Source organism: Pseudomonas sp. IB20 (assembly GCF_009707325.1).
Taxonomy (GTDB): domain Bacteria; phylum Pseudomonadota; class Gammaproteobacteria; order Pseudomonadales; family Pseudomonadaceae; genus Aquipseudomonas.
Genome location: NZ_CP046103.1, coordinates 2,336,316 through 2,359,913, shown reverse-complemented (window position 1 = coordinate 2,359,913; position 23,598 = coordinate 2,336,316). Strand labels below are relative to the sequence as shown.

Below are 23,598 nucleotides of genomic sequence, written 5' to 3'. Positions count from 1 at the left end.
TACCTCTACTTGATTCAGGGCGTGGCCGATGCGCAGGTCACTCGAAATGAGCGGTGGCGCAAGACCACACTACAAACTTGAAAAGCTAAATTCAAATTATGTTTTGAAATTTTTATTTAATGTTTTCGCGCAACAATAACGGGCTGAACGCGTCAGCCTGCTTGAACAGCAATCAGGGGGTTAAGCCGCGAGCACCTAGATGCGCTGGGTGCCCGGGCCGCAATGGTTTTAGAACTTGTAGGTAGCAGACAGACTGACGATGTCGCCTGAAGACTCAGCCGTACCGTCTAGTCGACCGCCACCAAGACGATCAACGTTTTGGGTTTTGATGTTGACCTTCTCGACAAACTGGTGCGAATACGCGGCATCCAGCGTCAAGCCCGGAATGGCCTTGATGTCGTAACCCGCACCCAGCGAGGCAAAGTAACGATCGCCGTCCGGGATACGTGGGTCACGCGTGGAGTTGCGCGTGGGGGTTTGGTCATACGCCACACCGGCCCGCAGGGTCAGCTCATCCGTGGCCTTGAAATCGCCACCCACGGAGTACATCCAGGCATCCCGATAGTTGTAAGGAATGGCAACGATCGTCGAGCCCTCGGACTTGAGTGTCAGGTCCTTGAAGGACGACCATTGCGTCCACATGGCGCTGAGACCCAAGGTCCAACGGTCGTTGAACTGGTGCACCCAGTCGATCGCGGCAGTCGCCGGAATATCCAGCTGAGTGCTGGCATTGGCGCCGTTGGGGTACAACTTCAGCCCAGGGTACGCCGTTTCGACCAGCGTCTTACCGGTACCGAAGACGGTGTCGTCGGTCATCAAGCCGTTGTTCAACGCATCAGCCCGGATGTTGTATTTACCGGTCAGCTTGTTTTTGATTTTGGCGTGGTAGTTAAGGCCCAACGAGTCTTGGTCAGTCGGTTTCCAGACAACGCCAGTAAACCAGCCAACGGAGACGTTATCGACCTTGACGCGCATCAGCGCGCTGCCGACGCCCGACGGAAACGCCCCATTGCCCAAACCGGGAGAGACCGACGCAGCCGAAAACAGATCGATGTTCTGGCTGACGAAGCCTTGGCTACGCTGGACGATCATGCCACCACCGATGGAGAAGTCGTCACGCACTTTGAACGATAACGACCCCGTCAAGCCGACGGTTTCGATTTTGGTGTCGACGGCGAAGTCGCGAAACTTGGAGTTTTCATTCCAAGTGGTACGCATCCCTTGTGGCACGACCTGACTGAGGCCGAATGCAAAACGGTCACCCATCGGGATGACCAGAAAACCGGTCGGCAACCAGGCGGTGAAACCGCCCTGGCCACCGTCATTGTTGTTGACGACTGCCGTACTCGGATCAAAGCTGGCATCGGGCATCACGGCGGTATTGGAGACTGGGTTGCCGGCGTAGTCGTAAGCCTGGCCGCTGTATTTGATCTTCACACGCGCATAGTCGACGGTCTGTTGAACCACGGCTTGGTCAACAAATGCCATGGCCGCCGGGTTGTTGTAAGCAGAACTTGGGTCGTTCTTGAACAGAGAACCGCCGCCGAACGCCCGCCCCCACCCAGGGGCACCGTAAGTCGGCGTGGAGAAACCACCCGCCTGCACGGGCGCTGTCGTCATCAGCCCCCCCAGTAATGCCAGCCCCAGCAGTGTTTGAGCCTGTTGTTTCTTAGTGATCATGCGGCACTCCTTATTATTATGCGCTCCCGGTATTGCCGGGTTTCCACGTCAGCCGGCACCTCTTGCGAGACACCGGCCTTTCATCGGGAGATCAACCCTTTGTCCTGCGACGCGCGCCCTTTATGGGTTAACGGTCAGACCGGCGGCAGTAGTGGTCAGCGATACAATGTTGCAGCCGCCGCTCAGCGCCTGGTTAGCCGCGGTGAGGGTGTGAGTCGCAGCGTTCCAGGCCACACTGATGGTGGAAGGGCCGCAATCGGTGGCTGGGATAACGATGGACTTTTTGATGGTGTAACCCACGTTCTCCACCTGGCCTGTAGTGCCCGACAATGCGGTCAGCTTCCAGCCTGGCGACGGGATGCTTTTGAGGGTTGGCAACGAGCAGAGGCCACCACCGGTCAGGGCGGCATTGTTGATAGTGGCAACGCCGCCACTCACATTACCGCTGAAGGTAATACCGCACGTCACAGAGCCCCCGAATGAAGACGGTGACTGCACGACGATGGAGCCTGCGGTGGTGGTAAAAGGACCTTCCGGGCTGATCGAAGCCGCGCTGGCCAGCGAAGCAGCACCCATGCAAACAGTCAGAGCAGTCAACGACACGAGAGTTTTCAAGCTTTTCATTGTTTTTCCTCACATGTTATGGCGAGTCATTTCGCCAGGGGTAATGGCCATGATCGAGAGGTCACGGTGAAACTGCAGAACTTCCCTTCCCAGCCAAATCTCAATTCAATTACCGCACCGTTTATTCGACCACTTTGAAGGTCGGCGGCATCTTGATCGACACTGTCTTGATCGTGCAGTCTTCGCCAATCGGCACATTGACGGCTTCCAACTTGCCGGTGGCGTTATCCCAAGTACCGTCGGCGGTTGAAGGGCCGCACTTGCCGCCCAGGCCAAAGGCATGAACATCCACGCTGATCTTCGACATGGAGCCGCTCTTGGTATCCTTGGCAACTAATACCCAAGGCAAGTTGATGGCTTCGACGCGGCTGCACTTAAGGCCGCCGTCAAATTCAACTTTATCGACATTCACCGATGAACCATCGGCCGCGACCTTGCCAGCCACCTTGATGGTGCAGTCGGCGCTGATCAGCGCGCCCTTGGAAAAGCTGATCGGCCCCTGGGCCGTAAAGGCGCTGCCGGCAGGCTCTATACGCGCGGCCTGGGCCTGGTGGTAGACAATCAGGCCCAGGGCGGCCAATACGACATGGGCGGTGAACTTGGCAGGGCTTTGCATAATGTACGTCCTTCCCTTGAAATTATTGTTGTTCGGGTCAAACCACTTTCTTGCAACTAAACCGCTAAACCTTGGGCGATAAAAACCTGCGCGATACACAGATCCCGAGTACGCCCATCCTGTTTTAATTCAGATCAAAACGGCCTGGCACTGTTGCTGTACTTCTCCAGGTACTTCAAACGTTGTGACGGTTGAAGGTTAGCCAGGCTGATATCACCGGCGTAATGATTGAGTACCCGATGGTCCATGCGGCGTCGCCACAAGTACGGCACATAGGCCCAGACAATCATGCTCGCGTAGCCATAAGGCAGTTGCGGCGACTCATCAAAGTGGCGCAACGACTGATAACTACGGGTGGGGTTAGCATGGTGATCGGAATGACGCTGCAGTTGGAACAGAAAGATATTGGTCACGATCCGATTGCTGTTCCACGAGTGCCGTGGCGAGCAACGCTCATAACGGCCGTTGGGCAACTTCTGGCGTTTAAGCCCGTAGTGCTCCACGTAGTTGACCACTTCCAGTAACGAGAACCCATAAATGCCCTGGATGATCAGGAACGGAATCACTGACGCCCCCAACCAGGCAATCATTGCGCCCCACAACACCACGCTGTACATCCAGGCGCTGAGCACGGCGTTCTTCCAGTGCAACGCCGGCAGGCCGAGTTTGCGCAGGCGTTCGCGCTCCAAGTTCCAGGCCGAGACGGCGCTGAACCACACCGAGCGCGGCAGGAACGCCCAGAAGCTTTCACCCAGGCGCGAGCTGGCCGGGTCTTCCGGCGTGGCCACGCGCACGTGGTGGCCACGGTTGTGTTCGGTGTAGAAGTGCCCGTAGAAGGTCGGCGCCAACGTAACTTTGGCCAGGAACACTTCCAGCGCCTTGGGCTTGTGCCCCAGCTCGTGGGCGGTGTTGATCGCAATGCCGGTGGCGGCACCGGTGGACATCGCCATGCCCAGGTAAGTGAACCAGGTGATTTCGCCGTGCAACTCGGTGCGTGCGGTCATAAACGCGGCGGTTTTGGCCAGCCAGCTGGATGGTTCGAGGGTGGCGGTGGCGTTGAGCAGGCCGCCGTTGATGATCCAGTCGATACCGCCGGCAGCCAGCCAGCCGGTGATCACCACGGAGGCGATCACAAACAGCACGCCGGTGTAGACGATCCAACGGTAATAGCTTTGCGATTCAAGGTTGCTGACGGCAGATTCGGGTGGGTTGCTGACGTCTTCGCCGAGCAGGCCGTCGATCAAGGGGATGAAACCAAAGATCACCAGTACGCCAACCCACCACAGTTGCTGCACGCCGGTGGTAATGGCCAGCGCGCCGGAAAGCAATGGGGTTGCCAGGGGCATGATGCCCAGCCACCAAAGGTGACGTTTGCCGTCGGCCCAGACGGTCGGAGTTACCAGAGTCTGATTCATGGCAGCCTCCGAACGAGACAGATTGGAGATGCGATAAAGGGTTTATTCATGGCAGCCTCCGAACGAGACAGATTGGAGATGCGATAAAAGGCGTTTTTTTCATTATTTTATTCGCTCTTAGGCATTTCAAAAATCGTTTCAAATTTCACATTGAAATAATTTTTTTAAATAAATAGCGCGGAATCGTTAGGTCGTCAACTAGTTTCTCGAAGGCTTTTTGACGTGACCGGGCAGTCTCTTTTTCAGCCATCTGGTCAGGTGTCTAAAGCAGGCATCGACGCCGTTGAACCGCGAGTCGGGTAGCACAATTATTTACTCGCCAGGGCAAACGGCGGGTGCAACACGGTGGCACTTTCTACCGGCCTGACGCGCTTGGCGACCTGCTCCACCACCGCCACCACGCGCTCTGTGGCGGTGATCGGCAACATATGCCCACGGCCCTCCACCACCTGCAGCTTCAGCCCAGGCACCTTGCTGGCCAGGGCCTGGCCGTGCTTCTGGAAGTCCAGCACCTGGTCGCGCGCGCCATAGATCAGGCCGATCGGCAGGGTCAGTTGCGGGTAGCGCTTGACCATGTCCGGCAGGTGATCGTTGACCGTGTTGATCTCGGTGGAGGCGGCGTAGAAGTTGGTTGGGCGCATACCCAGCAACCCGCCACCGCGCGTGGCGAAGTCCGCCGGCGCGGCATCAGGGGCGAACACGCCCTTCACGACCGAACCTTTGGTAAGCAGGCCAACGGGCATGGTCAGCGTGTGTGACACCCAGCGCCGCAACCACGCCGGGCGCACCGCCAGGGACAGGAACACCAGCGGCAGCAGGCGCTGGGGATGGGTCAGCGGCGCCACCAAGATCAACCCGGACACCGCGTGGGGATGGTCAAGCGCCAGCGCTAAAGCAAGCGCCCCGCCGAGGGAATGCCCCAGCACCAGCGGTTTATCCAGGTCCAGGGTCTTGATAAACGCAGCGATTTGCCGAGCCTGGCCCGGCAGGTCTGCCGCCGTGCCGTTGTGGCGCGTGGAATAGCCCGACCCCGGACGATCCAGCGTGATCACCCGAAAATGCTCACGCAACTGGCCGGACAAGGCATACGTCAAGTTGCGACTGCTGCCCATCAGCCCGTGAATCATCACCAGCGGCGGGCCCTTGCCTTCCTCTACATAATGAAAGCGCTCGCCATCGACCTCGACAAAACGCCCGTTGATCGGCACACGGGCTTCTATGCGCCGTGTCATCCAGGCACTGAAGCCCCATAACACCACGCTCGCCCCCACCAATACGCCCGCAGCGACAACCCATTCAACCGCCATAGCTCGGCCCTCTGCTTCCCTGCTGCTGGCGACCCGACCGGTATTGATCAAGGCCTCAGCCATCGTCCACACCTTGGACCTAAACTTCATGCAACCCGTGCTCGTCCGTCGGACAAGTCGCACATGAGGAACAAGGTCCTAGCGTAGGCGATATTTTCAGGTAGATTATTTAAAATCTTTTTTAAAATAATTAATTCATTTTTCCTTTGCAATGGTGTTCTATCTAAAAGACAAAACAAAAACAGGAGCACATCTGATGCCCAAGAGGGACAACTCATGAATGCCCACAGCGACTCAATCGACATCGCCATCATCGGTTCAGGGTTTGCCGGCCTGTGCATGGCGATCAAACTCAAGGAAGCCGGGCTCACCGACTTCTTTGTCGCCGAACAGGCCGCCACCCTCGGCGGCACCTGGCGCGACAACCATTACCCGGGTTGCGCTTGCGATGTGCAGTCCCACGTGTACTCGTTTTCGTTTGCACCAAACCCGGACTGGACCCGCCAGTTCGCGCCCCAGGCAGAGATCCGCGCGTACCTGGAGCAATGCGCACAGCGTTTCGAGCTGGCGCCCTACCTGCGTTTCGGCATGGGCCTGCAACGAGCAGTGTTTGATGAGCAGCAGCAACGCTGGCAATTGAGCTTCAGCGATGGCCGCCAAGTCAGCGCGCGGGTGCTGGTGTCGGGCATGGGCGGCTTGTCGCGCCCGGCGCTGCCGGATATTCCTGGGCTGGACAGCTTCAAGGGCAAAAGCTTCCACTCCCAGCACTGGGATCATGACTATTCATTGAAAGGCAAACGCGTGGCGGTGATCGGCACCGGCGCCAGCGCTATCCAGTTCGTACCGCAGATCGCGCCGCAGGTGGCGCACCTGGACCTGTTCCAGCGCACGCCGCCGTGGATCATGCCCAAGCCCGACCGCAAGATTTCGCGCCTTGAGCGCTGGGCCTTCAAGCACCTGCCCTTCACCCAGCGCCTGGTGCGCGGGGCGTTTTATTGGGCGCTGGAAGGCCGCGTGGTCGGCTTTGCCCTGCACCCACGGCTGATGAAGATGGTGCAGAAAATCGCCCTGCGGCACCTGCGCAAACAAGTGGCGCGCCCTTCCCTGCGTAAAACCCTGACGCCGGACTACACCATCGGCTGTAAGCGCGTGCTGATCTCCAATGACTATTACCCGGCGTTGTCACGCAGCAATGTCGAGGTGGTGACCGACAAGGTGCTGCGCATCGAAGCTGACGGTGTGATCACCGCCGACGGCATCAAGCACCCGGCCGACTGCCTGATTTTCGGCACCGGGTTCCAGGCCACCGACCCGCTGCCCCGCGATTGCATCATCGGCCGCGACGGCATCGACCTGATGGATGCCTGGCGCGATGGCGCCCACGCCTACAAAGGCACCACGGTGCCGGGCTATCCGAACCTGTTCCTGATTGTCGGGCCGAACACCGGCCTTGGGCATAACTCGATGATTCTGATGATCGAAGCCCAAGTCACCTACATCCTCGATGCCATTGAGCACATGCAGCGCCAACGCATCGCCACCGTGGACGTCAAACCCGCCGTGGAGCTGGCCTACAACCAGCAGTTGCAAGCCAAGCTCAAGCGCACCATCTGGAGCACCGGCGGTTGCCAGAGCTGGTACCTCGACCCGCGCACCGGCAAAAACACCACCCTGTGGCCCGGCTCGACCTGGCGCTTCAAGCAGGTCACGCGGCACTTCGCCCTCAAGGACTACCTCGCCCACCCACTGCCTGCGCCGACACCTCGCGCGGTTCCGGCGCCCCACTCCACCGCAGAAGGCAGCCTGTCATGAAGTCATTCAACGGCCGCGTAGCGGCCATCACCGGCGCGGCGTCCGGCATGGGTCGCGCACTGGCACTGGCGCTCGCCCGCGAAGGTTGCCACCTGGCCCTGGCGGACAAGAACAGCCAAGGGCTGGAACAGACCTTGGCGCTGATCAAGACCTCGACGCTGGCGCCGGTAACGATCACCACCCAGGTGCTGGATGTGTCCGACCGCCAGGCCATGCAGGATTGGGCGGCACGCTGCGTGGCGGATCACGGCCAGGTCAACCTGATCTTCAACAACGCCGGCGTGGCGCTGTCGAGCACCGTCGAAGGCGTGGACTATGCCGACCTCGAGTGGATCGTCGGCATCAATTTCTGGGGCGTGGTGCATGGCACCAAGGCGTTCTTGCCGCACCTCAAAGCCAGCGGCGACGGCCATGTGATCAACACCTCCAGCGTGTTCGGCCTGTTCGCCCAGCCTGGCATGAGCGGCTACAACGCGACCAAATTTGCGGTGCGCGGCTTTACCGAATCCCTGCGCCAGGAACTCGACCTGCAACGCTGCGGGGTGTCCGCCACCTGCGTGCACCCCGGCGGTATTCGCACCGATATCTGCCGCAGCAGCCGTATCGACGCGAACATGACCGGCTTTCTGATCCACAGCGAGCAACAGGCCCGCGCCGACTTCGAAAAGCTCTTCATCACCGACGCCGACCACGCCGCCAAGGTCATCCTGCAAGGCGTGCGCAACAACAAACGCCGCGTGCTGATCGGCCGCGATGCGTATTTTCTCGACCTGCTCGCCCGCTGCCTGCCCGCCGCTTATCAAGCCCTGGTGGTGTTCGCCAGCAAGCGCATGGCGCCCAAACAGCGCACGCCGGTGTTTGAAACCAACGACGAACCTCGTCTCTAAACAGGAGCACGTACGATGCTACCCATCCGTCGCGATATCCGTTTTGCCTTGCCTGCCGAGCGCATCAAGGACTGGCATGAACAAGGCCCGTTCATCACGCACTTCTTCAACGCGTTGTCGCTGCTGTTTCCCCAGGGCGAGCTGTTTTTCATGGACAGCGTGCGCCACTACCGCGATCGCATCGACGACCCTGAGCTTAAAAAAGAGATCCAGGGGTTTATCGGCCAGGAAGCCATGCACAGCCGCGAACACGTGGCCTACAACGATCATTTGCAAGCCGCGGGCCTGCCGGCGCACACCCTCGACCGGCGCCTGAAATTCATCCTCGACCTGCAGAAAAAACACCTGCCGCCCTCGTTCAACCTGGCGGTCACCATCGCGCTTGAGCACTACACGGCGATGCTCGCGGAAATCCTGCTGAGTGACCCTTCGCGTTTTGGCCAATCACTCAAAGGCTACCAGCAGATGTGGCACTGGCACGCCCTGGAAGAAACCGAACACAAAGCCGTGGCGTTTGACGTGTGGAACACGGTGATCAAGCCGGGGCCTGGGCGCTACCTGTTGCGCACCGGCACCATGCTCGTCACCAGCGTATTCTTCTGGCTGGTGGTACTGGATTTCCACCTGCGCCTGCTGATTGCCGACCGCAAGGCTGGCGGGCACGTGAAGGGCTTCTGGCGCATGCTCAAGTTTCTGTACGGCCCCAAGGGCGTGTTCCCGCGCATGCTGCGGCCGTGGCTGCACTACTTCAAACCGGGCTTTCACCCCTGGGACCACGACAACCGCGCGCGCTTGGCGGGGATCGATCGGTTAGTCGAAGAGATCGAACAGACCCAGCGCGAATACGCGGCGCAGCCGGGTTAAACCTGAGCCGCCGCGCGTTCGCGCACAAAGCGCTGCAACTGATCGCCGGGCAGTGCCTTGCTGAAATACCAGCCCTGAATGAACAGCTCAGTGCCGGTATTCAAGAACGCCAACTGCTCGGCGGTCTCTACGCCTTCGACCACCACGCCCAGGTTCAGCGCCTCGCAGAAACGCAGCATGCCGGTGAGCACCTGGGCGCCCTTGGGGTCGCGCTGGGCCACCACGAAGCTGCGGTCGATCTTGATGAAATCCACCGGAAACTGGTGCAGATAACTCAAGGCGGAAAACCCGGTGCCGAAGTCGTCGATATACACCTTGGCGCCAATGGCCTGGAGTTTCTGGATGGTCTGGCGCGTGGCCTGGACATCGCCGACCAGCGCGTCTTCGGTGATTTCCACCGACACCTGGCCATGGGCCTGGGCGAGGATCTCCACCAGGCGATCCGCGTAGGCAGCGTCCGTCAGCGTGGCGCTGGAAACATTGATGGTCATCGGCAAAACAAAGCCCCCCTTGCGCCACTTTTGGTACTGGCGCACCGCCTGGGACGCCACCCACACATCCACGTCCGGCATCAACCGCGCCTGGGCCAACCACTGCAGGAACTCCCAAGGTGAATGCACCGTGCCCTGGCTGTCCCGCGCGCGCATCAGGGCCTCGCACCCCGTGCACAGGCCGGTGCGGGTAGAGATTTGCGGTTGAAATTCGAGGTAGAACTCGTAGTCGCTGATCTGCTGGATGCGGCTCAGCGCCACGGCCTGTTGGGCCAGGATCTTGTGCGACGCCAACACCGCGTCCAGCGCCAACAGGCGGCCTTTCTCTTCGAGGCCACGGAAGGTCATGTCCAGCGATTTAAGGTAAACCGTGCCGCCCTCGCTGGACTGGCGGTGAATCGCGCGTACGTACGGCGCGTACACCAGCGTGCCGAGGCCCAATAGCGCGACTTGCAGCACCACTGCCGCCACATCGCCATGGGTGCTGAGGTAGGCATTGAGCAGCACCGGCGCGGTAAACGGCACACTGGCCACCGCCGGTGAGACCCAGCCCAGTTGCACCACCGCCAACGCCACCATGGTGTTAAGCGCCGGCACCAGCAAAAACGGGATGAACAGACGCGGGTTAAGGATGATCGGCAACCCAAACAACAGCACTTCGCTGACGTTGAACAACGACAGCGGCAGACTGGCCATCGCCAGCAAACGCATGGACTGGCTTTTAGAGCACAGCAGGATCGCCACCAGCAGGCACAACGCCCCGCCGGAGCCACCGATAAACGCGAAACTGCCCAGCAAGCCACTGTTGAGCAGGTACTTGATCGGTTCACCGGCCGCCAAGGCCGCACCGTTAAGCACCACCGCCTGGTCGAGTACATCGAACAACGGCTGCATGGCGTACACACCGTGAATGCCGAAAAACCACAGCAGCGAATTCATCAAGGTCACAAACAAGCCGCTGCCATACGGCGTTTGCAAGGCGTCGAGCACCTGCGGGCCTTGCAGTTGCGCCACATAAGGGATTTGCAGCAGCAACGACAGAATGACCACCAGCAACAAGGCGGTGATGGCGCCGGGCACCACCATATTGATGGTGCCGCGCAGGTTGTGGCCGACCAGGTCCTCGTTGACCAGACGCGTCCACCGAAACCGATGCAGCCAGGCAATCGCCGGCACATTGAGCAGCGGCGAGGCGATGGCGATAAACAATACAAAGGTGGCCGAAGCGCGCGGGTAATCACGCAACACAAACGTGGCGACCACCACATGGGCCAGGCACAAAAACGCGACGGGCAATTGGGGCAGGCGGTGCTGGATCGCCAACATATAACCAATCGAGGCAGCGACCAGCAGCGGGATCACTGAGCTGATTTGGTTGTGCAGCCCAGACAGAAAGGCCACCACCTGCGGATCGACCCCCAGCACCCTGGCGCATTCGGAAAGGATCAGGAACCCGGCCGACACCAGCAGGCACGGCAAAATCCACAACAAGCCTTCACGGATGGCACGCAACGATTCGGTGCTGGCCAAGGCAGCCAGACGTTGCGTGAGGAAAAGTTTGAACAGCGTTTGCGCCATGCTCCGTCCCTCTGTTCCTCTGCCCATCGCTCTGTGCCTCTGCGCCCATGGTAGGCAAGCCCGAAAACCCTGGTTAACGCTACACGCCCTGATAGCCTGCGCGAAAGGTTTTTACCGGCTCGTCAGTAATTATTTAGAATTGATTTTGCCCGTTGATGCTTGTCGGTTACCGAGTGTTAGCCCATCCTTTGCCGCGTGACTCTCACAACCCGGATGGCGCGTTCATGGCCCGTGGCGTGCATGGCCAGAGTATTTACATCGACCCGGCGGCCGAAATGGTGATTGTGCGCTTCGCCTCCCACCCGGTTGCGGCCAATGCCGCGAATGACGGGGTGACGTTGCCGGCGTATGAGGCAATCGCGCGCTACCTGATTGCAAACCCAGGGGCATGACCCCATTGAGTCAATTCACTTAAACGGGAGCAAGCCCTTGTCAGAACCCGGTGATAATCACCAACGTGCCCTGGATCGGTTCTTAAGCGAACATCCGGATGTGGCCACGCAGCTCGATACCCTCAACCCCTTGGCCGCGCAGGCCAAGGGTGAAACCCAGGCGCAGTATCGTGCCGAACGCCTGCACGAAGCCTTCGAGGCCGAGGCTGAGCGCCAGGGCCTGTTTGCCTGGGAGCTGACCCTCAAGTTGACGGCCGAGACCCCCGAAGCCTTCGAGGCCCAACGCCTGGAAGTGCACAAGGAAGTTGCGCAGATGGCGGGGTTGAGCTGGGCTGAATACTGTCAATTGCATGGCTTGGCTGGGTGAGCTATTGCCTACAAGTACCAGGGGCGTCGTGTGTACCCCATCACCTCGCGCAATTGAGCAACGGTGATGGTTCGGCGTTCGGGGTCAACTGCCAAGGCGGTGCGTAACGCAGGCCAGCAATGCCTGGGTAGGTGCCGAGGCCGCGTGATCGTAAGCTGACGCTCGCCAAGCCTCTCTGTTACCGGTGTAAAGCAAGGATCACGGCAGGCACATTTACCCAAGACTCGGTCGGCAACATTTATCAGGAGGGTCATGAGGATCAGATTCTCGTGCAGGCGTTTGCCCATCAGGTGATCATTCCCCGCGATCCGCAATCAGGTCAGCCAACCGGCCAGCGGGTGCATAAACCGCTGATGATCAGCAAAGTCTTCGACAAATCGTCGCCGCTGCTCTTCAGCGCGCTCACCACAGGTGAAGAAGTGTCGTGCCGACTGGAGTGGTTCCGTACCTCCTCGGCCGGCACCCAGGAGCACTACTTCACCACTGAACTGGAAGGCGCGACCATCGTCGACATTCAATCGCGCATGCCCAATTGCCAGGACCCTGACAACGCGCACTTCACCCATTTGGAGGATGTGTATTTCACCTATCGCAAGATCGTGTGGACCCACGAAGTCGCCGGTACTTCCGGCTCGGACGACTGGCGTAGCCCGGTAGCTGGCTAACCTCGGCTGATGCAGGAGCGCAGGCCATGGACGGCGGCGCTCCTGCTGTTGGGCTACACCATCGCCAACGGGTGCTTACGCTTGGGTGCGCCAAACACACGGTCGATGGCGTCCAGGTCGTGCTCGTCCAACACCAGCTGCGCGGCGCCGGCATTGAGCCGCACATGTTCGGGTGTCACGGCCTTGGGGATGGCAATCACGCCGTCCTGCCGCAAGACCCAGGCGAGTGAAACCTGGGCGGGTGTCACCTCATGGCGGCGAGCGATTTGCTTGAGCGTGGGGCTGGACAGCAGCTCGCCGCCCTGGGCAATTGGGCAGTAGGCCATCAATGGCAAATGGTGCTGTTGCCACCACGGCAGCAGGTCGAATTCGATACCGCGCTCTTCAATGTTGTAGAGCACCTGGTTGGTGGCACAGGCCGGGGACGCAAGTTCCTGAAGGTCGGCCACGTCAAAATTGGAAACGCCCCAGCGGCCGATCTTGCCGGCCTCACGCAGACGCTCAAAGGCTTCGACGGTTTCTTCAAGCGGGTACTGGCCACGCCAGTGCAACAGGTACAGATCAATATAGTCAGTGCCCAGGCGCTGGAGACTCGCTTCACAGGCACGGGGGACGCCCTTGTGGCTGGCATTGTGAGGGTAGATTTTACTGACCAGGAACACTTGGTCGCGTTTGCCGCGAATGGCCTCACCGACCACTTCCTCGGCACCGCCTTCGCCATACATTTCGGCGGTATCGATCAGAGTCATGCCCTCGTCGATACCCAATTGCAACGCGGCGACTTCGGCCCTGCGCTGGTCGGGGTTTTCGCCCATGCTCGCGGTTCCCTGACCGATGACAGGGACGGGAACACCGGCTAAATCGACGGTACGCATGACAACCTCCTGATTAACTAGCGGATTAGTAGTGTGGAACTGGCCGAACAAGAAGTATGGTTACTCTCTGCTAAATCGCCAGGAAGGACCTGCAATGCTGTTTGTCGTCATGCTCGGGGGCAAGCACCCACGGGCCAGAATTGAAGTTCACGATGTGGTGTTCGCGGTGGCGGATACGCTGGAATCCACCTACCCGCAATTGCGCGACGGCTGGTTCGGCAGCCCCAAGGGTGTGCATATCGACTCATGGATGGCCGTCGACGGCGTCGACGGCTGGAAAGTCCAGATCAGCCAGATGGCACCCCAGGCGGATGCGCATCACCTGTACTTCATCAACCTGGGCGGCTATGAAGCCAACGCGTTTGGCGAGGCCCATCATTATTTGCTGGTGGTCGCGCGCAATAAAAAGGAAGCGATGAGCAAAGGCAAACAGCAGATGCTGCGCCACTGGTCCCAGGCCCACACCGACGGCGTGATGGACATCGACGACTGCCTGCCCATCGACTTGGTGGACGGCCGCTATGTTCATCTGGTGCAAGGCCCGCACCGGCCGATCATCCAGCAGAATGACTACATCGTCCTGGCGTAAGCTCTCAGGTGCTGAGCACCAAGGTTTTACCAAACAGACGATTGCCATGGGTTTCTCCCTGGAAGGTATAGGTCGGTGAACCCAGCACCTCATACCCGCGCCGAGGGTAGAAACCCAGCGCCCGCTCATTGCCCACCCACACGGTGGCCCACAATAACCCGGCGCCGCCCCGCGCCGCGTGTTGCTCCGCCGCTTGCAGCAGCTGACAACCAAGCCCCAAGCCGGTGAATCGCTCCTGAATATAGAGACGCTGGAGTTCGGCAGCGTCAGCGGCGTCGATCATCGAATGGCTGGCGTTGAGCTTGATCTGGGCGAAGCCAACAAGATGACCATTTACTTGCGCGACCAGCAGCGAGACACCCGGCTGCGTGATCAGTTGACTAATGGTCTGCGGCGCGAAGGCGTGCAGTGCCTCATTGGCGATTGAGCTGCGAATGCCTTCGGTGGCATAGGTATCAAGGAAGACCTGCATGCCCAGCACGCCAATGCACACGGCGTCCTCAGCAATGGCGTCACGAATAATCACGCGTGGGGTGTTGGCGGCAGGCATCGAGCCTCCGTACTCTGAGTGAAAGGCTCAATGTTTTATCACGAATGCACGTGACCGTGTTTACCACTGCCGATTGCCCGCAGTAGGGTTTAGCCCTCGCCAAATCCGCAGGAGCCCTATGCCGGAGGCGGAACCGCCAGCAACCAACCGTCACGGCCCGCGTCGGCAACCAGACCTGCCACCACGTACATCGCCACCGCCGCAAACAGCCGCACGGCAAACCCTACCCGGCTGGTTTTCCAGGCGTTTCGCATGACCACCCACAGCACCAGGTACGCCCCCAGCACAGCCAGTGCTCCCAGCGGCATTGCCAACCAATGGATGAAGTTGACGTCGACGTATCGACCCACCACCAGCAGCCCGCCGATGTAGAGCAGCAAGCCGATCACGCAGTAAAACACGGTACGCGCCAGCCATAGCGCACCAAACGTCGCGCCGCCGATCAGCAGGGTCAGCGGCAACAGCAGCAGGTACATCGGCCATTCGCGGCCGCCACCATAAAGCGCCAACAGCAGCGTGGCCACCACGGCGGCAATTAATGCCCGGCGCCAAGGCAACTTGCCGGCGGCTATCAGTACGCCGCCAATACCGCCCAGGATAAACGCCAGCAACACGGCTATCGCCTGGGGGTTAATGCCAGGCCCGGTCACCCTGGGCAGATCGCCGCCGTCCACCAGCACGGTCAAGTCATTGACCGCCTGTTGAACACCGCCCGCATAGTCACCCTGGCGAAACGCCGGCGTGATGTGTTCTTCGATAATGCGATGGGCCAACAGGTCAGTAACGGTGCCCTCCAAGCCGTAGCCCACCTCGATACGCACTTTGCGGTCGTCCTTGGCCACCAGCAGCAGGATGCCGTCGTTAACGTCCTTGCGCCCCAGTTTCCAGGCGCGGAACAGTTGGTTGGCGTAGTCCTCGATACTCGCGCCGCCGGTGGTGGGCACCAGCAGTACCGCGACTTGCGCACCTTTGCGCTGTTCAAGGGCGGCGAGTTGGTCGTTGAGGCGCGTGGTGAAGCCAGTGTCGAGGGTGTTGGTGAGGTCGATCACCCGCTGATCGAGGGAAACGCCAATGGGCGACGTCTGCGCATGGACGGTGCAGAACAGCCCGATGAATACCAGCGCCAGCAGACTCAACACGGATTGCCGCACAAACAGCATCATGCTTTGTTACCTGAGGTTTCTACCTGAAGGCGACGACTTTACCTTATCGACGTATAACGCGTGACCCCACGCCTGCGACTATCTAAACTGCTCGCAGCCCGCATAGCAAAAAGCCATACACGAGAATTGCATGAACCTAAAGCACCGCAACAACGTCAGTGTGATGGGCAACGGGATGGCGACCCTGGTGTTCTCCCATGGGTTCGGCTGCAACCAGGCGATGTGGAATTACCTGGCCCCGGCCTTTGTCGACCGCTTCCGCGTGGTGATGTACGACTTGGTCGGGGCCGGCCTGTCGGACCTCAGTGCATTCGACAAAGCCAAGTACGGCACGCTGGATGGCTATGCCCAGGACCTGAACGAGATTATCGAAGCCTTTGCCGTAGGCCCGGTGATCCTAGTCGGCCACTCGGTCAGCGCGATGATCGGCACCCTCGCCGACCGCCAAGCCCCCGGGCGCATCGCCGCCCATGTGATGATCGGCCCGTCGCCGCGCTACATTGATGACGTCGATTACACGGGCGGTTTCAAGCGCAGCGACATCGACGACCTGCTCGACACCCTCGACAGCAACTACCTCGGCTGGTCCAGCGCCATGGCCCCGGTGATCATGGGTGCGCCTGGGCAACCGGCCTTGAGCGACGAACTGCGCGAGAGTTTCTGCCGCACCGAACCCGACATCGCCAAGCAGTTTGCGCGCGTGACCTTTTTGTCGGACAACCGCCAGGACGTGATCGGCCTGACCGCCCCGGTGTTGATCCTGCAATCGAGCGACGACCTGATCGCGCCCCTGGCGGTGGGTGAATACCTGCACCGCGTACTGCCCAACAGCACGTATTGCCTGGTGGACAATGTGGGTCATTGCCCGCACATGAGCGCGCCGCAAGCCTGCGCAGCCGCGATGCAAAGCTTCCTGGCGCCGTGGGCGATTACTGATGTCGGTTGACCTGTTCGACAACGCCGCCTGTGCCCTGGCCGTCACCGCAGAAGACGGCACGATCCTGCAAGCCAACGCGCGGTTCAGCGAATGGCTGGGCTTGAGCAGCGCCGAGCTGTGCGGGCGGCGCTTTCAGGATTTGCTGACCATGGGCGGGCGGATTTTCCACCAGACCCACCTGGCGCCGATGTTGCGCCTGCGCGGCAGTGTCACCGAAGTGAAGCTCGACATGCTGCACCACGACGGGCACAAAGTGACCGTGCTGCTCAATGGCAACAAGCGCGAACAGGCCGACGCCGTGGTCTACGACCTCGCGCTGTTCGGCACCACCGACCGCGACAAGTACGAACGCGAGCTGCTCAACGCGCGCAACCTGGCCGAGGCGCTGTTGCAGGAAAAAACCGCCACGGAAATCGCGCTGCAGCAGGCCCAGGCGGAATTGAGCGAGGCCTATGCCATTGCCCAGCGTCGTGCGTTGTTTGCTGAACAGATGGTGGCGATCGTCAGTCACGATTTGAAGAACCCCCTGACGGCCATCCGTATGGCGTCCGATTTTCTCAATCGTGGCGAGCGTACAACCAAGGAGCGCCAGTTGTTGGGCCATATCGCCCAGTCGTCCGAGCGCGCCCAACGAATGATCGCCGACTTGCTCGACTTCACCCAAGCCCGGGTCGGCCACGGCATCACCATCAAGGCCGCGCCGCTGGAGTTGCACGCGGTGATTGCGCACGCGGTGGATGAACTGCGCGTGGCCTTCCCCAAGGCCACGTTGGAACATCAAGCCCAAGGCCATGGCGATGCCTGCCTGGATGCCGACCGTGTGCAGCAGATCATCGGTAACCTGGTGGCCAACAGCGTGGCGTATGGCGACCCGCTCCAGCCGATCACCATCACCTCACGGCTAGGCGATACCGGCTGCGAAGTGGCGGTGCACAACCACGGCGCGGTAATTCCAGAAACGCTGCTGGCAGGCCTGTTCGAGCCCATGACCCGTGGCACCGACCAAGGCAGCGGTGTGCGCAGCGTGGGCTTGGGCCTGTACATCGTGCACGAATTGGCCAAAGTGCATGGCGGCGACGTAACGGTAAGTTCCTGCGCCATTAACGGTACGACATTTACCGTAAAGTTTTAGAACAGATACGCCGTGCCTTGCATGATCGGCTCGACGCTGCCGGTCAATACCACACCGCCCTGCCCGTCCCACTGCACCGTGACCGTGCCGCCGTCGCACTGCACCTGCACTGTCTCATCCAGCAAGCCGCGTCGGATCCCATTGACCACGGCGCCGCAGCAACACGAACCGGAACCCTGCGGCACACCGCCGCCACGCTCCCAGATACGCAGGCGGATATGGCTGCGATCCAGCACCTGCACGAAATGCACATTGGTCTTGGCCGGGAACAACGGGTGGGTTTCCAGCGCCGGGCCCACGGCGGCCACGTCGACGACAGCAACGTCATCGACAAAAAAGGTGCAGTGCGGGTTGCCCATGCCGCACGCCGCCGGGTCGCCTTCAATGGGCAAGGTGCGGGTATCCATCGCCGTGGCCAGCGGCACGGCCGACCACGCCAGCGACGGCTCGCCCATGTCGACCGAAACCCGCTGCCCCGCAACGCGTGCGCACGTCAGCAAGCCTCGATCGGTGCGCAACACAATCGAATCGCTGCCGGCTTCGTGCATCAAGCGGTCGGCGACACCGCGCGTGGCACTGCCGCAGGTTTGCAAAGGTGTGCCGTTGGGGTTCCAGAACTTGATGCGCGCGGCGGCGTCATCGCAGTCGAGGACCACCGCCAACTGATTGAAACCGATACCGGTGTGGCGGTCGCCCAGGCGACGGGCGAGCTGCGCGGTGACCGGGTCGCTGTGGCCACGGCGGTCGATGATGATGAAATCGTCGCCAAGGGCATGCATCTTCACAAAGGGCAAGGTCATGGGCTGTCCGGTGGGCGAGCTGAGTAGAGGGTCAGCATACGGGAGTTTCATCCAAGCCGATTCGGGCGCATGTTAGCGTGTGTGCGTGCTGATCCGGCAGAGCCCGCCATGAAAAAAACCTTCTTCGCTTTAACCGCGCTGCTGCTCGCGTTTTCCCACGCGGCCATGGCGGCCGCGCAAAATCCCAGCCTGTGCCAGCCGGCCACGTCGAACCCGATGTCGAAGGCGCTGCTGGCAGCCGCCCAACGGCACCTGGCCGACCCGCCCAACCCGTTGCCCCATCTGCACACTGAAGGCACCCTGCCCCACCACGGCATCCGTGAGCAAAGTATTGCCGCCGAAAAAGACTGGCCAGTGATGCGCCAAGCGGCGCTGGCGTGGCGGTTGAGCGGTGACCCACGTTACCTCAAGCAAGTCGACGACTACCTGGCCGCGTGGGCCGACGTGTACCAGCCGGACTTCAACCCGATTGATGAAACCAACCTCGACATGCTGATCACTGCCTATGCGCTGACCGCCGATCACCTGCGCCTGGAAACCCGCGCCGCCAGCCGCCGCTTGATCAGCAACCTGGGCAACGGTTACATCGCGCGTATCGAGCAATTCCATGGGCAGAAAAAAGGCACCCAGACCAATAACTGGCAGAGCCATCGCGTCAAACTGGTCAGCGTGGCCGCCGCCGCACTGGGCGACCGCGCGATGCTTGAACACGCGCACCAGCTGTTCAAGCAGCAGATCGCCGACAACGTGCTGCCGGATGGCTCGGTTACCGACTTCCAGGACCGCGATGCCTTGCATTACGTGGTCTATGACCTTGAGCCCCTGGTACAGGCCGCGCTGGCGGCCAAGCCCTACGACGGCGGCGGCGGCGACTGGCTGAGCATCAGCGTGAAGGGCGCGTCCCTGGCTGGCGCGCTCGATTGGCTGGTGCCGTATGCCACTGGGCAACGCAGCCACGAGGAGTTTGTGCACACCCACGTGCAATTCGACAAAGACCGCGCCGGGGTAGGCGAAGCCGGGTACAGCGGCACCTGGCAACCCAACAGCAGCGCGACGCTCTTCTGGCTGGCGGCGCAGTTGGACAAGCGTTACCTGCCTGTGGCGACGCAACTGGCAGCACACCCGGCAGACTGGATCAGTGCCTGCTATTTGAAGTAAGCGCGGCTAGACTGGCCGGGTTCCCCTTGCAAAGGATTGATGATGCTTATTGTGTTCAGTGGCCTTCCCGGCAGCGGCAAAACCACGATTGCCAACGAACTGGCGCGCCAGATCGGTGCGGTGTACCTGCGTATCGATGTGATTGAGCAGGCGCTGCGGGATGCGGGCGTGTTGGCCGGTGATGTGGGTGCCAGTGGTTATGGCGTGGCGAATGCGCTGGCGTTGAGTAATGTGCGCTTGGGGCACAGGGTCATTGCCGATTGTGTGAACCCGGTCAGGGAAAGCCGGGCGGCGTGGAAGGCCGTGGCGACGGCGGCAGGCGTTGAGTTGTTGAATATTCAGGTGGTCTGTTCGGATCGGCAGGAACACCAGCGCCGCGTTGAAAGCCGTTCAGGTGATATTGCCGGCTTGGTACCACCTACTTGGCAGTCGGTATCGGCGCATGAGTATGAGCCTTGGGATGAACTGCCGCTGACGGTCGATACGGCGCTTGTGAAGCATCGCGTTGGCGCCACAGGTAAGGTGCCGACCTTAAAGCACAGCCCCCATCGCCTTCATCAACACCAGGTCGCGCCCATAGATGTCCGGCGCGTACACCAGGCCACCCTGGCGATCGACTTCCACCGTCCAGTACCCCAACAGCACCGGCACCGGCGTGGCCAGCCGGAATTCGTGGGTCACGCCGGTGGCGAGCAGTTCGTCGGTGCGCGTGCGTTCGGCCGGGCTCACCAGCAGGTCGCGCAGCAGCAATGGTTGCTCAACCCTCACACAACCCGAGCTGAAGGCGCGCGGCCCTTTGGTAAACAGCGGTTGGCTTGGCGTGTCATGCAAGTACACCGAGTAGGGGTTGGGAAAGCGCATCACGATCTTGCCCAGCGGGTTGCGCGGGCCAGCGTCCTGGCGCAGGAGGATGTTGCCCGGGCGCGCCCAGTCGATCTGTTCAGGCGCCAACGGGCGGCCTTCGGCGTCGAGCACTTGGAGGTTTTGCTGGCGCAGGTATTCGGGGTTGAGGCGGATGGCCGGGAGTTTGTCCTCGCGCATGATGGTCGGCGGGATGGTCCAGGTGGGGTTCAGGGTCAGTCGGGTGATACGCGACTTGAGCAGCGGCGTCTGGCGTTCGGCGCGCCCGACTTGCAGACGGGTTTGCCACACGGGGATGCCACTCTGGTAGACGCTCAGCTGCGCGGCGGCGACGTTGACCAGCACACCTTCGGGCTCCAGGTCCTGGGCCAGCCAGCGGAAACGCTCAAGGTTGATGCGCAGTTGGTCGCGGCGCATCGCCGGGCTGATGTTGAGTTCGGCCACGGTGCCCGCGCCAATCACGCCATCGGCCTGCAACGAGTGGCTGAGCTGGAAGGCCTTCACCGCCTTGACCAGTTCATCACCGTATTGCTTGCCATTGCCGGTGGGCGCCTTGGCCAGGTAGCCGCCGCTGTACAAGCGCCGCGCCAGCTCCGGCACGCGCGGGTCTTCCATGCCGGGGCGCAGCAATGGGCCGCTGCCGACCGGGTCCCAGTGCGGCAACGGTTGCAGGCGCACGGTGGCATAGGCATTGCGTAAGCTGCGGTAAAGGTCGGCGCTGGGGCGTGCCTGGTCGAAGGCTTGGGCCATGTCTTGCAGCCCGGTGGCGGCGAAGGCCAGCACCTCGGTATTCGGGTCGCGGGTGGGCGGCTGGGAATGCCACAGCGGCTCAAAGCGTGATTGCTGCAAGCGCCCGAAGTGCAAATCCTGCAGGGCTTGCAGGTACTGGCGGCTGACGTCGATATCGCTGCACAGCACGTTGGCCGTGGCGTCCGCCGCAGGCAGGCTATAGTGGGTAGGGTCCAGGCCGTCGTCCGCCAGCATCAGCAATTGAGTGTGCAAGGCTTGGCGGCGGTCATCGGCAGACCACAGCGGCACATCACCCTGCTGCTGATAGAACGCTTGCAAGCGCGATTGCGCCGCGGCGTCGATGTGCGGGGCGAGTTTGGGGCAAACGCTGGGGAGCTGCGCGAGGGCCTGTTGCACCGGGGCCATTTGCACAGGGCTTAGGGAAATAACCGGCACGGCGCCCACTGGCAGTTCGTCAGCTGTCGCGACCAATGGTGCAACGAGCAGGCAAATGCTCAAGTAACATGCGTGTTTTTTGAACAATTGACTGGGCTCCAATCCACAGCGGGGGACGCTTTGTAGATGCTGACTTTTATGTGCCGCTTCGGTTTGATCACCATCACCCTGGCTACGTTGAGCAATTTAGCGCTCGCCGCCAATGGGAATCCTCCTAACTTGTATAGCAGCCTGGCGCGCTCGGCTCCAGAACTCAATCCCACAGTACTGAAAAGCGCCCTGAGCGCCGTGCAGTGCGCGGTCAATAACGGCGAGGAACGCTCAGAGCGCCTAGCGGTTATTGACTACTCCCAGCCCTCGACCGCTCGTCGGCTGTGGATCTTCGACTTGCGCAAAAAGACCCTGGTGCTGCGTGATCTGGTGGCCCACGGCGCAAAATCCGGGGAAAACTTCGCCACGCAATTTTCCAATCTCGAAGGCAGCCACCAGTCCAGCCTGGGCTTGTTCCGCACCCAGGAAAGTTACCTCGGCGCCCACGGCTATTCGTTACGCATGGACGGCCTGGAGCCCGGTTTCAACGACCAGGCCCGCGACCGCGCGCTGGTGATCCACGCTGCCGACTACGTCAACTCCGCGTGGAGCAAGCGCGAAGGCCGTATCGGCCGCAGCCAGGGTTGCCCTGCCGTACGCCCGCAGGTGGCGCGCCAAGTGGTGGATAAGCTCAAGGACGGGCAGTTCATGTTTTCCTGGTACCCGGACCAGCGTTGGTTGAAGTCGTCAACGTATCTGAACTGCAAGCCCCAACAAGTGGCAAGTAGTCGTACAATCCGTGGTGGTTAGCCTGTCCCCACAGATAAAAGAGAGCGTCGCATGCTTCTACACCACTCCACCTGGATCGAGATCGGGCAGTTTCTGGAACGCAGCCGCACGGTGGTGATCCCCATCGGTTCCAACGAACAACACGGCCCCACCGGCCTGCTGGGCACTGACTGGATGTGCCCGCAGATCATCGCCCATGAGGCGCAGAAGAACGCCGACATCCTGATCGGCCCGACTTTCAACATCGGCATGGCCCAGCACCACTTGGGCTTTCCCGGCACTATTTCGCTGCGCCCTTCCACCTTTATTGCCGCGATTGGCGACTGGGTGCGCTCGTTGGCCGGGCATGGTTTCGAGAAGATCCTGTTTCTGAACGGCCACGGCGGCAATATCGCTACCATTGAAGCGGCGTTTTCCGAGCTGTACGCCGAGGCGAGCTTCGCCCGCCGCCCGGCCGGGTTCGCGCTGAAACTGGTGAACTGGTGGGACCTGGAAGGCGTCACTGACCTGGCGCAGCGCCAATTCCCAGTCGGCCATGGCAGCCATGCCACGCCGTCGGAGATTGCGGTGACGCAATGGGCGTACGCTGATTCGATCAAGTCAGCCGACTATTCCCCACAAATCGCCAACACCGGGCCGATCCGCGAAGCGCTGGACTTCCGCGCACGCTTCCCCGACGGGCGCATGGGTTCGGACCCGGCCCTGGCGACGGTGGAAAAAGGCGGTGAGTTGGTGGCGTTGGCGGCTAAAGGGCTGGTCAAGACCGTGAACAGCTTCAGTAGCGAAGCAAAACCCTAACCACGACACAAAGCAAAATGTGGGAGCGGTGGT

General features: G+C 60.9%; 22 protein-coding genes and 3 pseudogenes. 13 read left to right on the top strand and 12 right to left on the bottom strand.

Annotated features, from left to right (window positions below):
* Positions 1–228: 228 nt before the first annotated feature.
* The 5 genes from GJU48_RS10920 to GJU48_RS10900 form a co-directional block, all read right to left on the bottom strand.
* Entirely contained in the window at positions 229–1,680 is a 1,452-nt protein-coding gene (locus GJU48_RS10920; protein ID WP_094951959.1) for an outer membrane protein transport protein, read from the bottom strand.
* A gap of 120 nt (positions 1,681–1,800) precedes the next feature.
* Positions 1,801–2,304, bottom strand: a complete 504-nt coding sequence (gene praB / locus GJU48_RS10915; RefSeq protein ID WP_083358168.1) for an alkane oxidation protein activator PraB — start codon at positions 2,302–2,304, stop codon at positions 1,801–1,803.
* A gap of 121 nt (positions 2,305–2,425) precedes the next feature.
* Positions 2,426–2,920 (bottom strand): alkane oxidation protein activator PraA, encoded by a 495-nt coding sequence (praA, locus tag GJU48_RS10910; RefSeq protein ID WP_094951960.1) that lies wholly within the window; start codon positions 2,918–2,920, stop codon positions 2,426–2,428.
* A 134-nt stretch (positions 2,921–3,054) separates the two neighbouring features.
* The gene (locus GJU48_RS10905) at positions 3,055–4,335 is read right to left on the bottom strand and encodes an alkane 1-monooxygenase (protein ID WP_094951961.1); all 1,281 of its coding nucleotides are present in this window, start codon (positions 4,333–4,335) and stop codon (positions 3,055–3,057) included.
* Positions 4,336–4,643: 308 nt separating this feature from the next.
* Positions 4,644–5,642: an alpha/beta fold hydrolase gene (locus tag GJU48_RS10900; protein WP_094951983.1), complete on the bottom strand. Its 999-nt coding sequence runs from the start codon at positions 5,640–5,642 to the stop codon at positions 4,644–4,646.
* Between the two features lie 276 nt (positions 5,643–5,918).
* On the opposite strand from GJU48_RS10900, the gene GJU48_RS10895 reads away from it, so the two are divergent.
* From GJU48_RS10895 to GJU48_RS10885, 3 genes are read left to right on the top strand one after another with little or no spacing between them, the layout of a single operon-like run.
* Positions 5,919–7,454 (top strand): flavin-containing monooxygenase, encoded by a 1,536-nt coding sequence (locus tag GJU48_RS10895; protein ID WP_094951962.1) that lies wholly within the window; start codon positions 5,919–5,921, stop codon positions 7,452–7,454.
* Entirely contained in the window at positions 7,451–8,341 is an 891-nt protein-coding gene (locus GJU48_RS10890; protein ID WP_094951963.1) for an SDR family NAD(P)-dependent oxidoreductase, read from the top strand. The genes GJU48_RS10895 and GJU48_RS10890 overlap by 4 nt, the downstream gene beginning before the upstream one ends.
* A 15-nt stretch (positions 8,342–8,356) precedes the next feature.
* Positions 8,357–9,205 carry a metal-dependent hydrolase gene (locus GJU48_RS10885; RefSeq protein ID WP_094951964.1) on the top strand — a complete coding sequence of 283 codons (849 nt, stop codon included), beginning with the start codon at positions 8,357–8,359 and terminating at the stop codon, positions 9,203–9,205.
* Here the strand turns inward: GJU48_RS10885 and GJU48_RS10880 are convergent.
* Positions 9,202–11,274, bottom strand: coding sequence for a PTS sugar transporter subunit IIC/EAL domain-containing protein (locus GJU48_RS10880; protein WP_094951965.1), 2,073 nt, complete (start codon positions 11,272–11,274; stop codon positions 9,202–9,204). The two genes, GJU48_RS10885 and GJU48_RS10880, sit on opposite strands and share 4 nt — an antisense overlap.
* Positions 11,275–11,474: 200 nt before the next feature.
* Here GJU48_RS10880 and GJU48_RS10875 point away from each other — a divergent pair.
* A pseudogene (locus GJU48_RS10875) lies at positions 11,475–11,666 on the top strand (6-aminohexanoate hydrolase); the annotation flags it as partial.
* Between the two features lie 37 nt (positions 11,667–11,703).
* Positions 11,704–12,033 (top strand): DUF6388 family protein, encoded by a 330-nt coding sequence (locus GJU48_RS10870; RefSeq protein WP_094951967.1) that lies wholly within the window; start codon positions 11,704–11,706, stop codon positions 12,031–12,033.
* Between the two features lie 8 nt (positions 12,034–12,041).
* On the opposite strand, the pseudogene GJU48_RS25165 reads toward GJU48_RS10870, so the two are convergent.
* Positions 12,042–12,197: pseudogene (locus GJU48_RS25165) on the bottom strand (serine/threonine-protein kinase); the annotation flags it as partial.
* Between GJU48_RS25165 and GJU48_RS10865 the strand changes: the two are divergent.
* A complete protein-coding gene (locus GJU48_RS10865) occupies positions 12,189–12,698 on the top strand; it encodes an Hcp family type VI secretion system effector (protein ID WP_155296093.1) in 510 nt (169 codons plus the stop codon). The pseudogene GJU48_RS25165 and the gene GJU48_RS10865 sit on opposite strands and share 9 nt — an antisense overlap.
* Before the next feature lie 53 nt (positions 12,699–12,751).
* On the opposite strand, the gene GJU48_RS10860 is transcribed toward GJU48_RS10865, so the two are convergent.
* Positions 12,752–13,573, bottom strand: a complete 822-nt coding sequence (locus GJU48_RS10860; RefSeq protein WP_094953274.1) for an aldo/keto reductase — start codon at positions 13,571–13,573, stop codon at positions 12,752–12,754.
* A gap of 94 nt (positions 13,574–13,667) precedes the next feature.
* Here GJU48_RS10860 and GJU48_RS10855 point away from each other — a divergent pair, with 94 nt between their 5' ends.
* Entirely contained in the window at positions 13,668–14,162 is a 495-nt protein-coding gene (locus GJU48_RS10855) for a DUF1543 domain-containing protein (RefSeq protein WP_094953276.1), read from the top strand.
* A gap of 4 nt (positions 14,163–14,166) precedes the next feature.
* On the opposite strand, the gene GJU48_RS10850 is transcribed toward GJU48_RS10855, so the two are convergent.
* Complete coding sequence (locus GJU48_RS10850; RefSeq protein WP_256589315.1) at positions 14,167–14,712, bottom strand: GNAT family N-acetyltransferase; 546 nt, start codon at positions 14,710–14,712, stop codon at positions 14,167–14,169.
* 116 nt (positions 14,713–14,828) lie between these two features.
* A complete protein-coding gene (locus tag GJU48_RS10845; protein WP_155295987.1) occupies positions 14,829–15,875 on the bottom strand; it encodes a TPM domain-containing protein in 1,047 nt (348 codons plus the stop codon).
* A 130-nt stretch (positions 15,876–16,005) separates the two neighbouring features.
* On the opposite strand from GJU48_RS10845, the gene GJU48_RS10840 reads away from it, so the two are divergent.
* Together GJU48_RS10840 and GJU48_RS10835 are read left to right on the top strand one after the other, a co-directional pair.
* Positions 16,006–16,821: an alpha/beta fold hydrolase gene (locus GJU48_RS10840; RefSeq protein WP_176463003.1), complete on the top strand. Its 816-nt coding sequence runs from the start codon at positions 16,006–16,008 to the stop codon at positions 16,819–16,821.
* A complete protein-coding gene (locus GJU48_RS10835) occupies positions 16,811–17,944 on the top strand; it encodes a PAS domain-containing sensor histidine kinase (RefSeq protein ID WP_094953280.1) in 1,134 nt (377 codons plus the stop codon). The genes GJU48_RS10840 and GJU48_RS10835 overlap by 11 nt, the downstream gene beginning before the upstream one ends.
* Here the strand turns inward: GJU48_RS10835 and dapF are convergent.
* Positions 17,941–18,744, bottom strand: a complete 804-nt coding sequence (gene dapF, locus GJU48_RS10830) for a diaminopimelate epimerase (RefSeq protein ID WP_094953282.1) — start codon at positions 18,742–18,744, stop codon at positions 17,941–17,943. The two genes, GJU48_RS10835 and dapF, sit on opposite strands and share 4 nt — an antisense overlap.
* A gap of 108 nt (positions 18,745–18,852) precedes the next feature.
* Here dapF and GJU48_RS10825 point away from each other — a divergent pair, with 108 nt between their 5' ends.
* Both GJU48_RS10825 and GJU48_RS10820 read left to right on the top strand, forming a co-directional pair.
* Positions 18,853–19,902 (top strand): alginate lyase family protein, encoded by a 1,050-nt coding sequence (locus GJU48_RS10825; protein ID WP_094953284.1) that lies wholly within the window; start codon positions 18,853–18,855, stop codon positions 19,900–19,902.
* A gap of 42 nt (positions 19,903–19,944) precedes the next feature.
* Positions 19,945–20,397: pseudogene (locus GJU48_RS10820) on the top strand (AAA family ATPase); the annotation flags it as partial.
* Positions 20,398–20,433: 36 nt separating this feature from the next.
* Here the strand turns inward: GJU48_RS10820 and GJU48_RS10815 are convergent.
* Positions 20,434–22,035: a L,D-transpeptidase family protein gene (locus GJU48_RS10815; protein ID WP_094953288.1), complete on the bottom strand. Its 1,602-nt coding sequence runs from the start codon at positions 22,033–22,035 to the stop codon at positions 20,434–20,436.
* Positions 22,036–22,074: 39 nt separating this feature from the next.
* Between GJU48_RS10815 and GJU48_RS10810 the strand changes: the two genes are divergently transcribed.
* Together GJU48_RS10810 and GJU48_RS10805 are read left to right on the top strand one after the other, a co-directional pair.
* A complete protein-coding gene (locus GJU48_RS10810) occupies positions 22,075–22,788 on the top strand; it encodes a murein L,D-transpeptidase catalytic domain family protein (protein WP_094953290.1) in 714 nt (237 codons plus the stop codon).
* Positions 22,789–22,818: 30 nt separating this feature from the next.
* Positions 22,819–23,565: a creatininase family protein gene (locus GJU48_RS10805; protein WP_094953292.1), complete on the top strand. Its 747-nt coding sequence runs from the start codon at positions 22,819–22,821 to the stop codon at positions 23,563–23,565.
* The last annotated feature ends 33 nt before the right edge of the window (positions 23,566–23,598 follow it).

Coding starts and splice junctions, on each gene's coding strand:
- GJU48_RS10895 (WP_094951962.1), top strand. CDS start 5,919: ATGAATGCCCACAGCGACTCAATCGACATCGCCATCATCGGTTCAGGG.
- GJU48_RS10850 (WP_256589315.1), bottom strand. CDS start 14,712: ATGCCTGCCGCCAACACCCCACGCGTGATTATTCGTGACGCCATTGCT.
- GJU48_RS10845 (WP_155295987.1), bottom strand. CDS start 15,875: ATGATGCTGTTTGTGCGGCAATCCGTGTTGAGTCTGCTGGCGCTGGTA.
- dapF (WP_094953282.1), bottom strand. CDS start 18,744: ATGACCTTGCCCTTTGTGAAGATGCATGCCCTTGGCGACGATTTCATC.
- GJU48_RS10805 (WP_094953292.1), top strand. CDS start 22,819: ATGCTTCTACACCACTCCACCTGGATCGAGATCGGGCAGTTTCTGGAA.
- GJU48_RS10860 (WP_094953274.1), bottom strand. CDS start 13,573: ATGCGTACCGTCGATTTAGCCGGTGTTCCCGTCCCTGTCATCGGTCAG.
- GJU48_RS10920 (WP_094951959.1), bottom strand. CDS start 1,680: ATGATCACTAAGAAACAACAGGCTCAAACACTGCTGGGGCTGGCATTA.
- GJU48_RS10840 (WP_176463003.1), top strand. CDS start 16,006: ATGAACCTAAAGCACCGCAACAACGTCAGTGTGATGGGCAACGGGATG.
- GJU48_RS10905 (WP_094951961.1), bottom strand. CDS start 4,335: ATGAATCAGACTCTGGTAACTCCGACCGTCTGGGCCGACGGCAAACGT.
- praB (WP_083358168.1), bottom strand. CDS start 2,304: ATGAAAAGCTTGAAAACTCTCGTGTCGTTGACTGCTCTGACTGTTTGC.
- GJU48_RS10855 (WP_094953276.1), top strand. CDS start 13,668: ATGCTGTTTGTCGTCATGCTCGGGGGCAAGCACCCACGGGCCAGAATT.
- GJU48_RS10885 (WP_094951964.1), top strand. CDS start 8,357: ATGCTACCCATCCGTCGCGATATCCGTTTTGCCTTGCCTGCCGAGCGC.
- GJU48_RS10890 (WP_094951963.1), top strand. CDS start 7,451: ATGAAGTCATTCAACGGCCGCGTAGCGGCCATCACCGGCGCGGCGTCC.
- praA (WP_094951960.1), bottom strand. CDS start 2,920: ATGCAAAGCCCTGCCAAGTTCACCGCCCATGTCGTATTGGCCGCCCTG.
- GJU48_RS10880 (WP_094951965.1), bottom strand. CDS start 11,274: ATGGCGCAAACGCTGTTCAAACTTTTCCTCACGCAACGTCTGGCTGCC.
- GJU48_RS10810 (WP_094953290.1), top strand. CDS start 22,075: ATGCTGACTTTTATGTGCCGCTTCGGTTTGATCACCATCACCCTGGCT.
- GJU48_RS10900 (WP_094951983.1), bottom strand. CDS start 5,642: ATGGCGGTTGAATGGGTTGTCGCTGCGGGCGTATTGGTGGGGGCGAGC.
- GJU48_RS10835 (WP_094953280.1), top strand. CDS start 16,811: ATGTCGGTTGACCTGTTCGACAACGCCGCCTGTGCCCTGGCCGTCACC.
- GJU48_RS10825 (WP_094953284.1), top strand. CDS start 18,853: ATGAAAAAAACCTTCTTCGCTTTAACCGCGCTGCTGCTCGCGTTTTCC.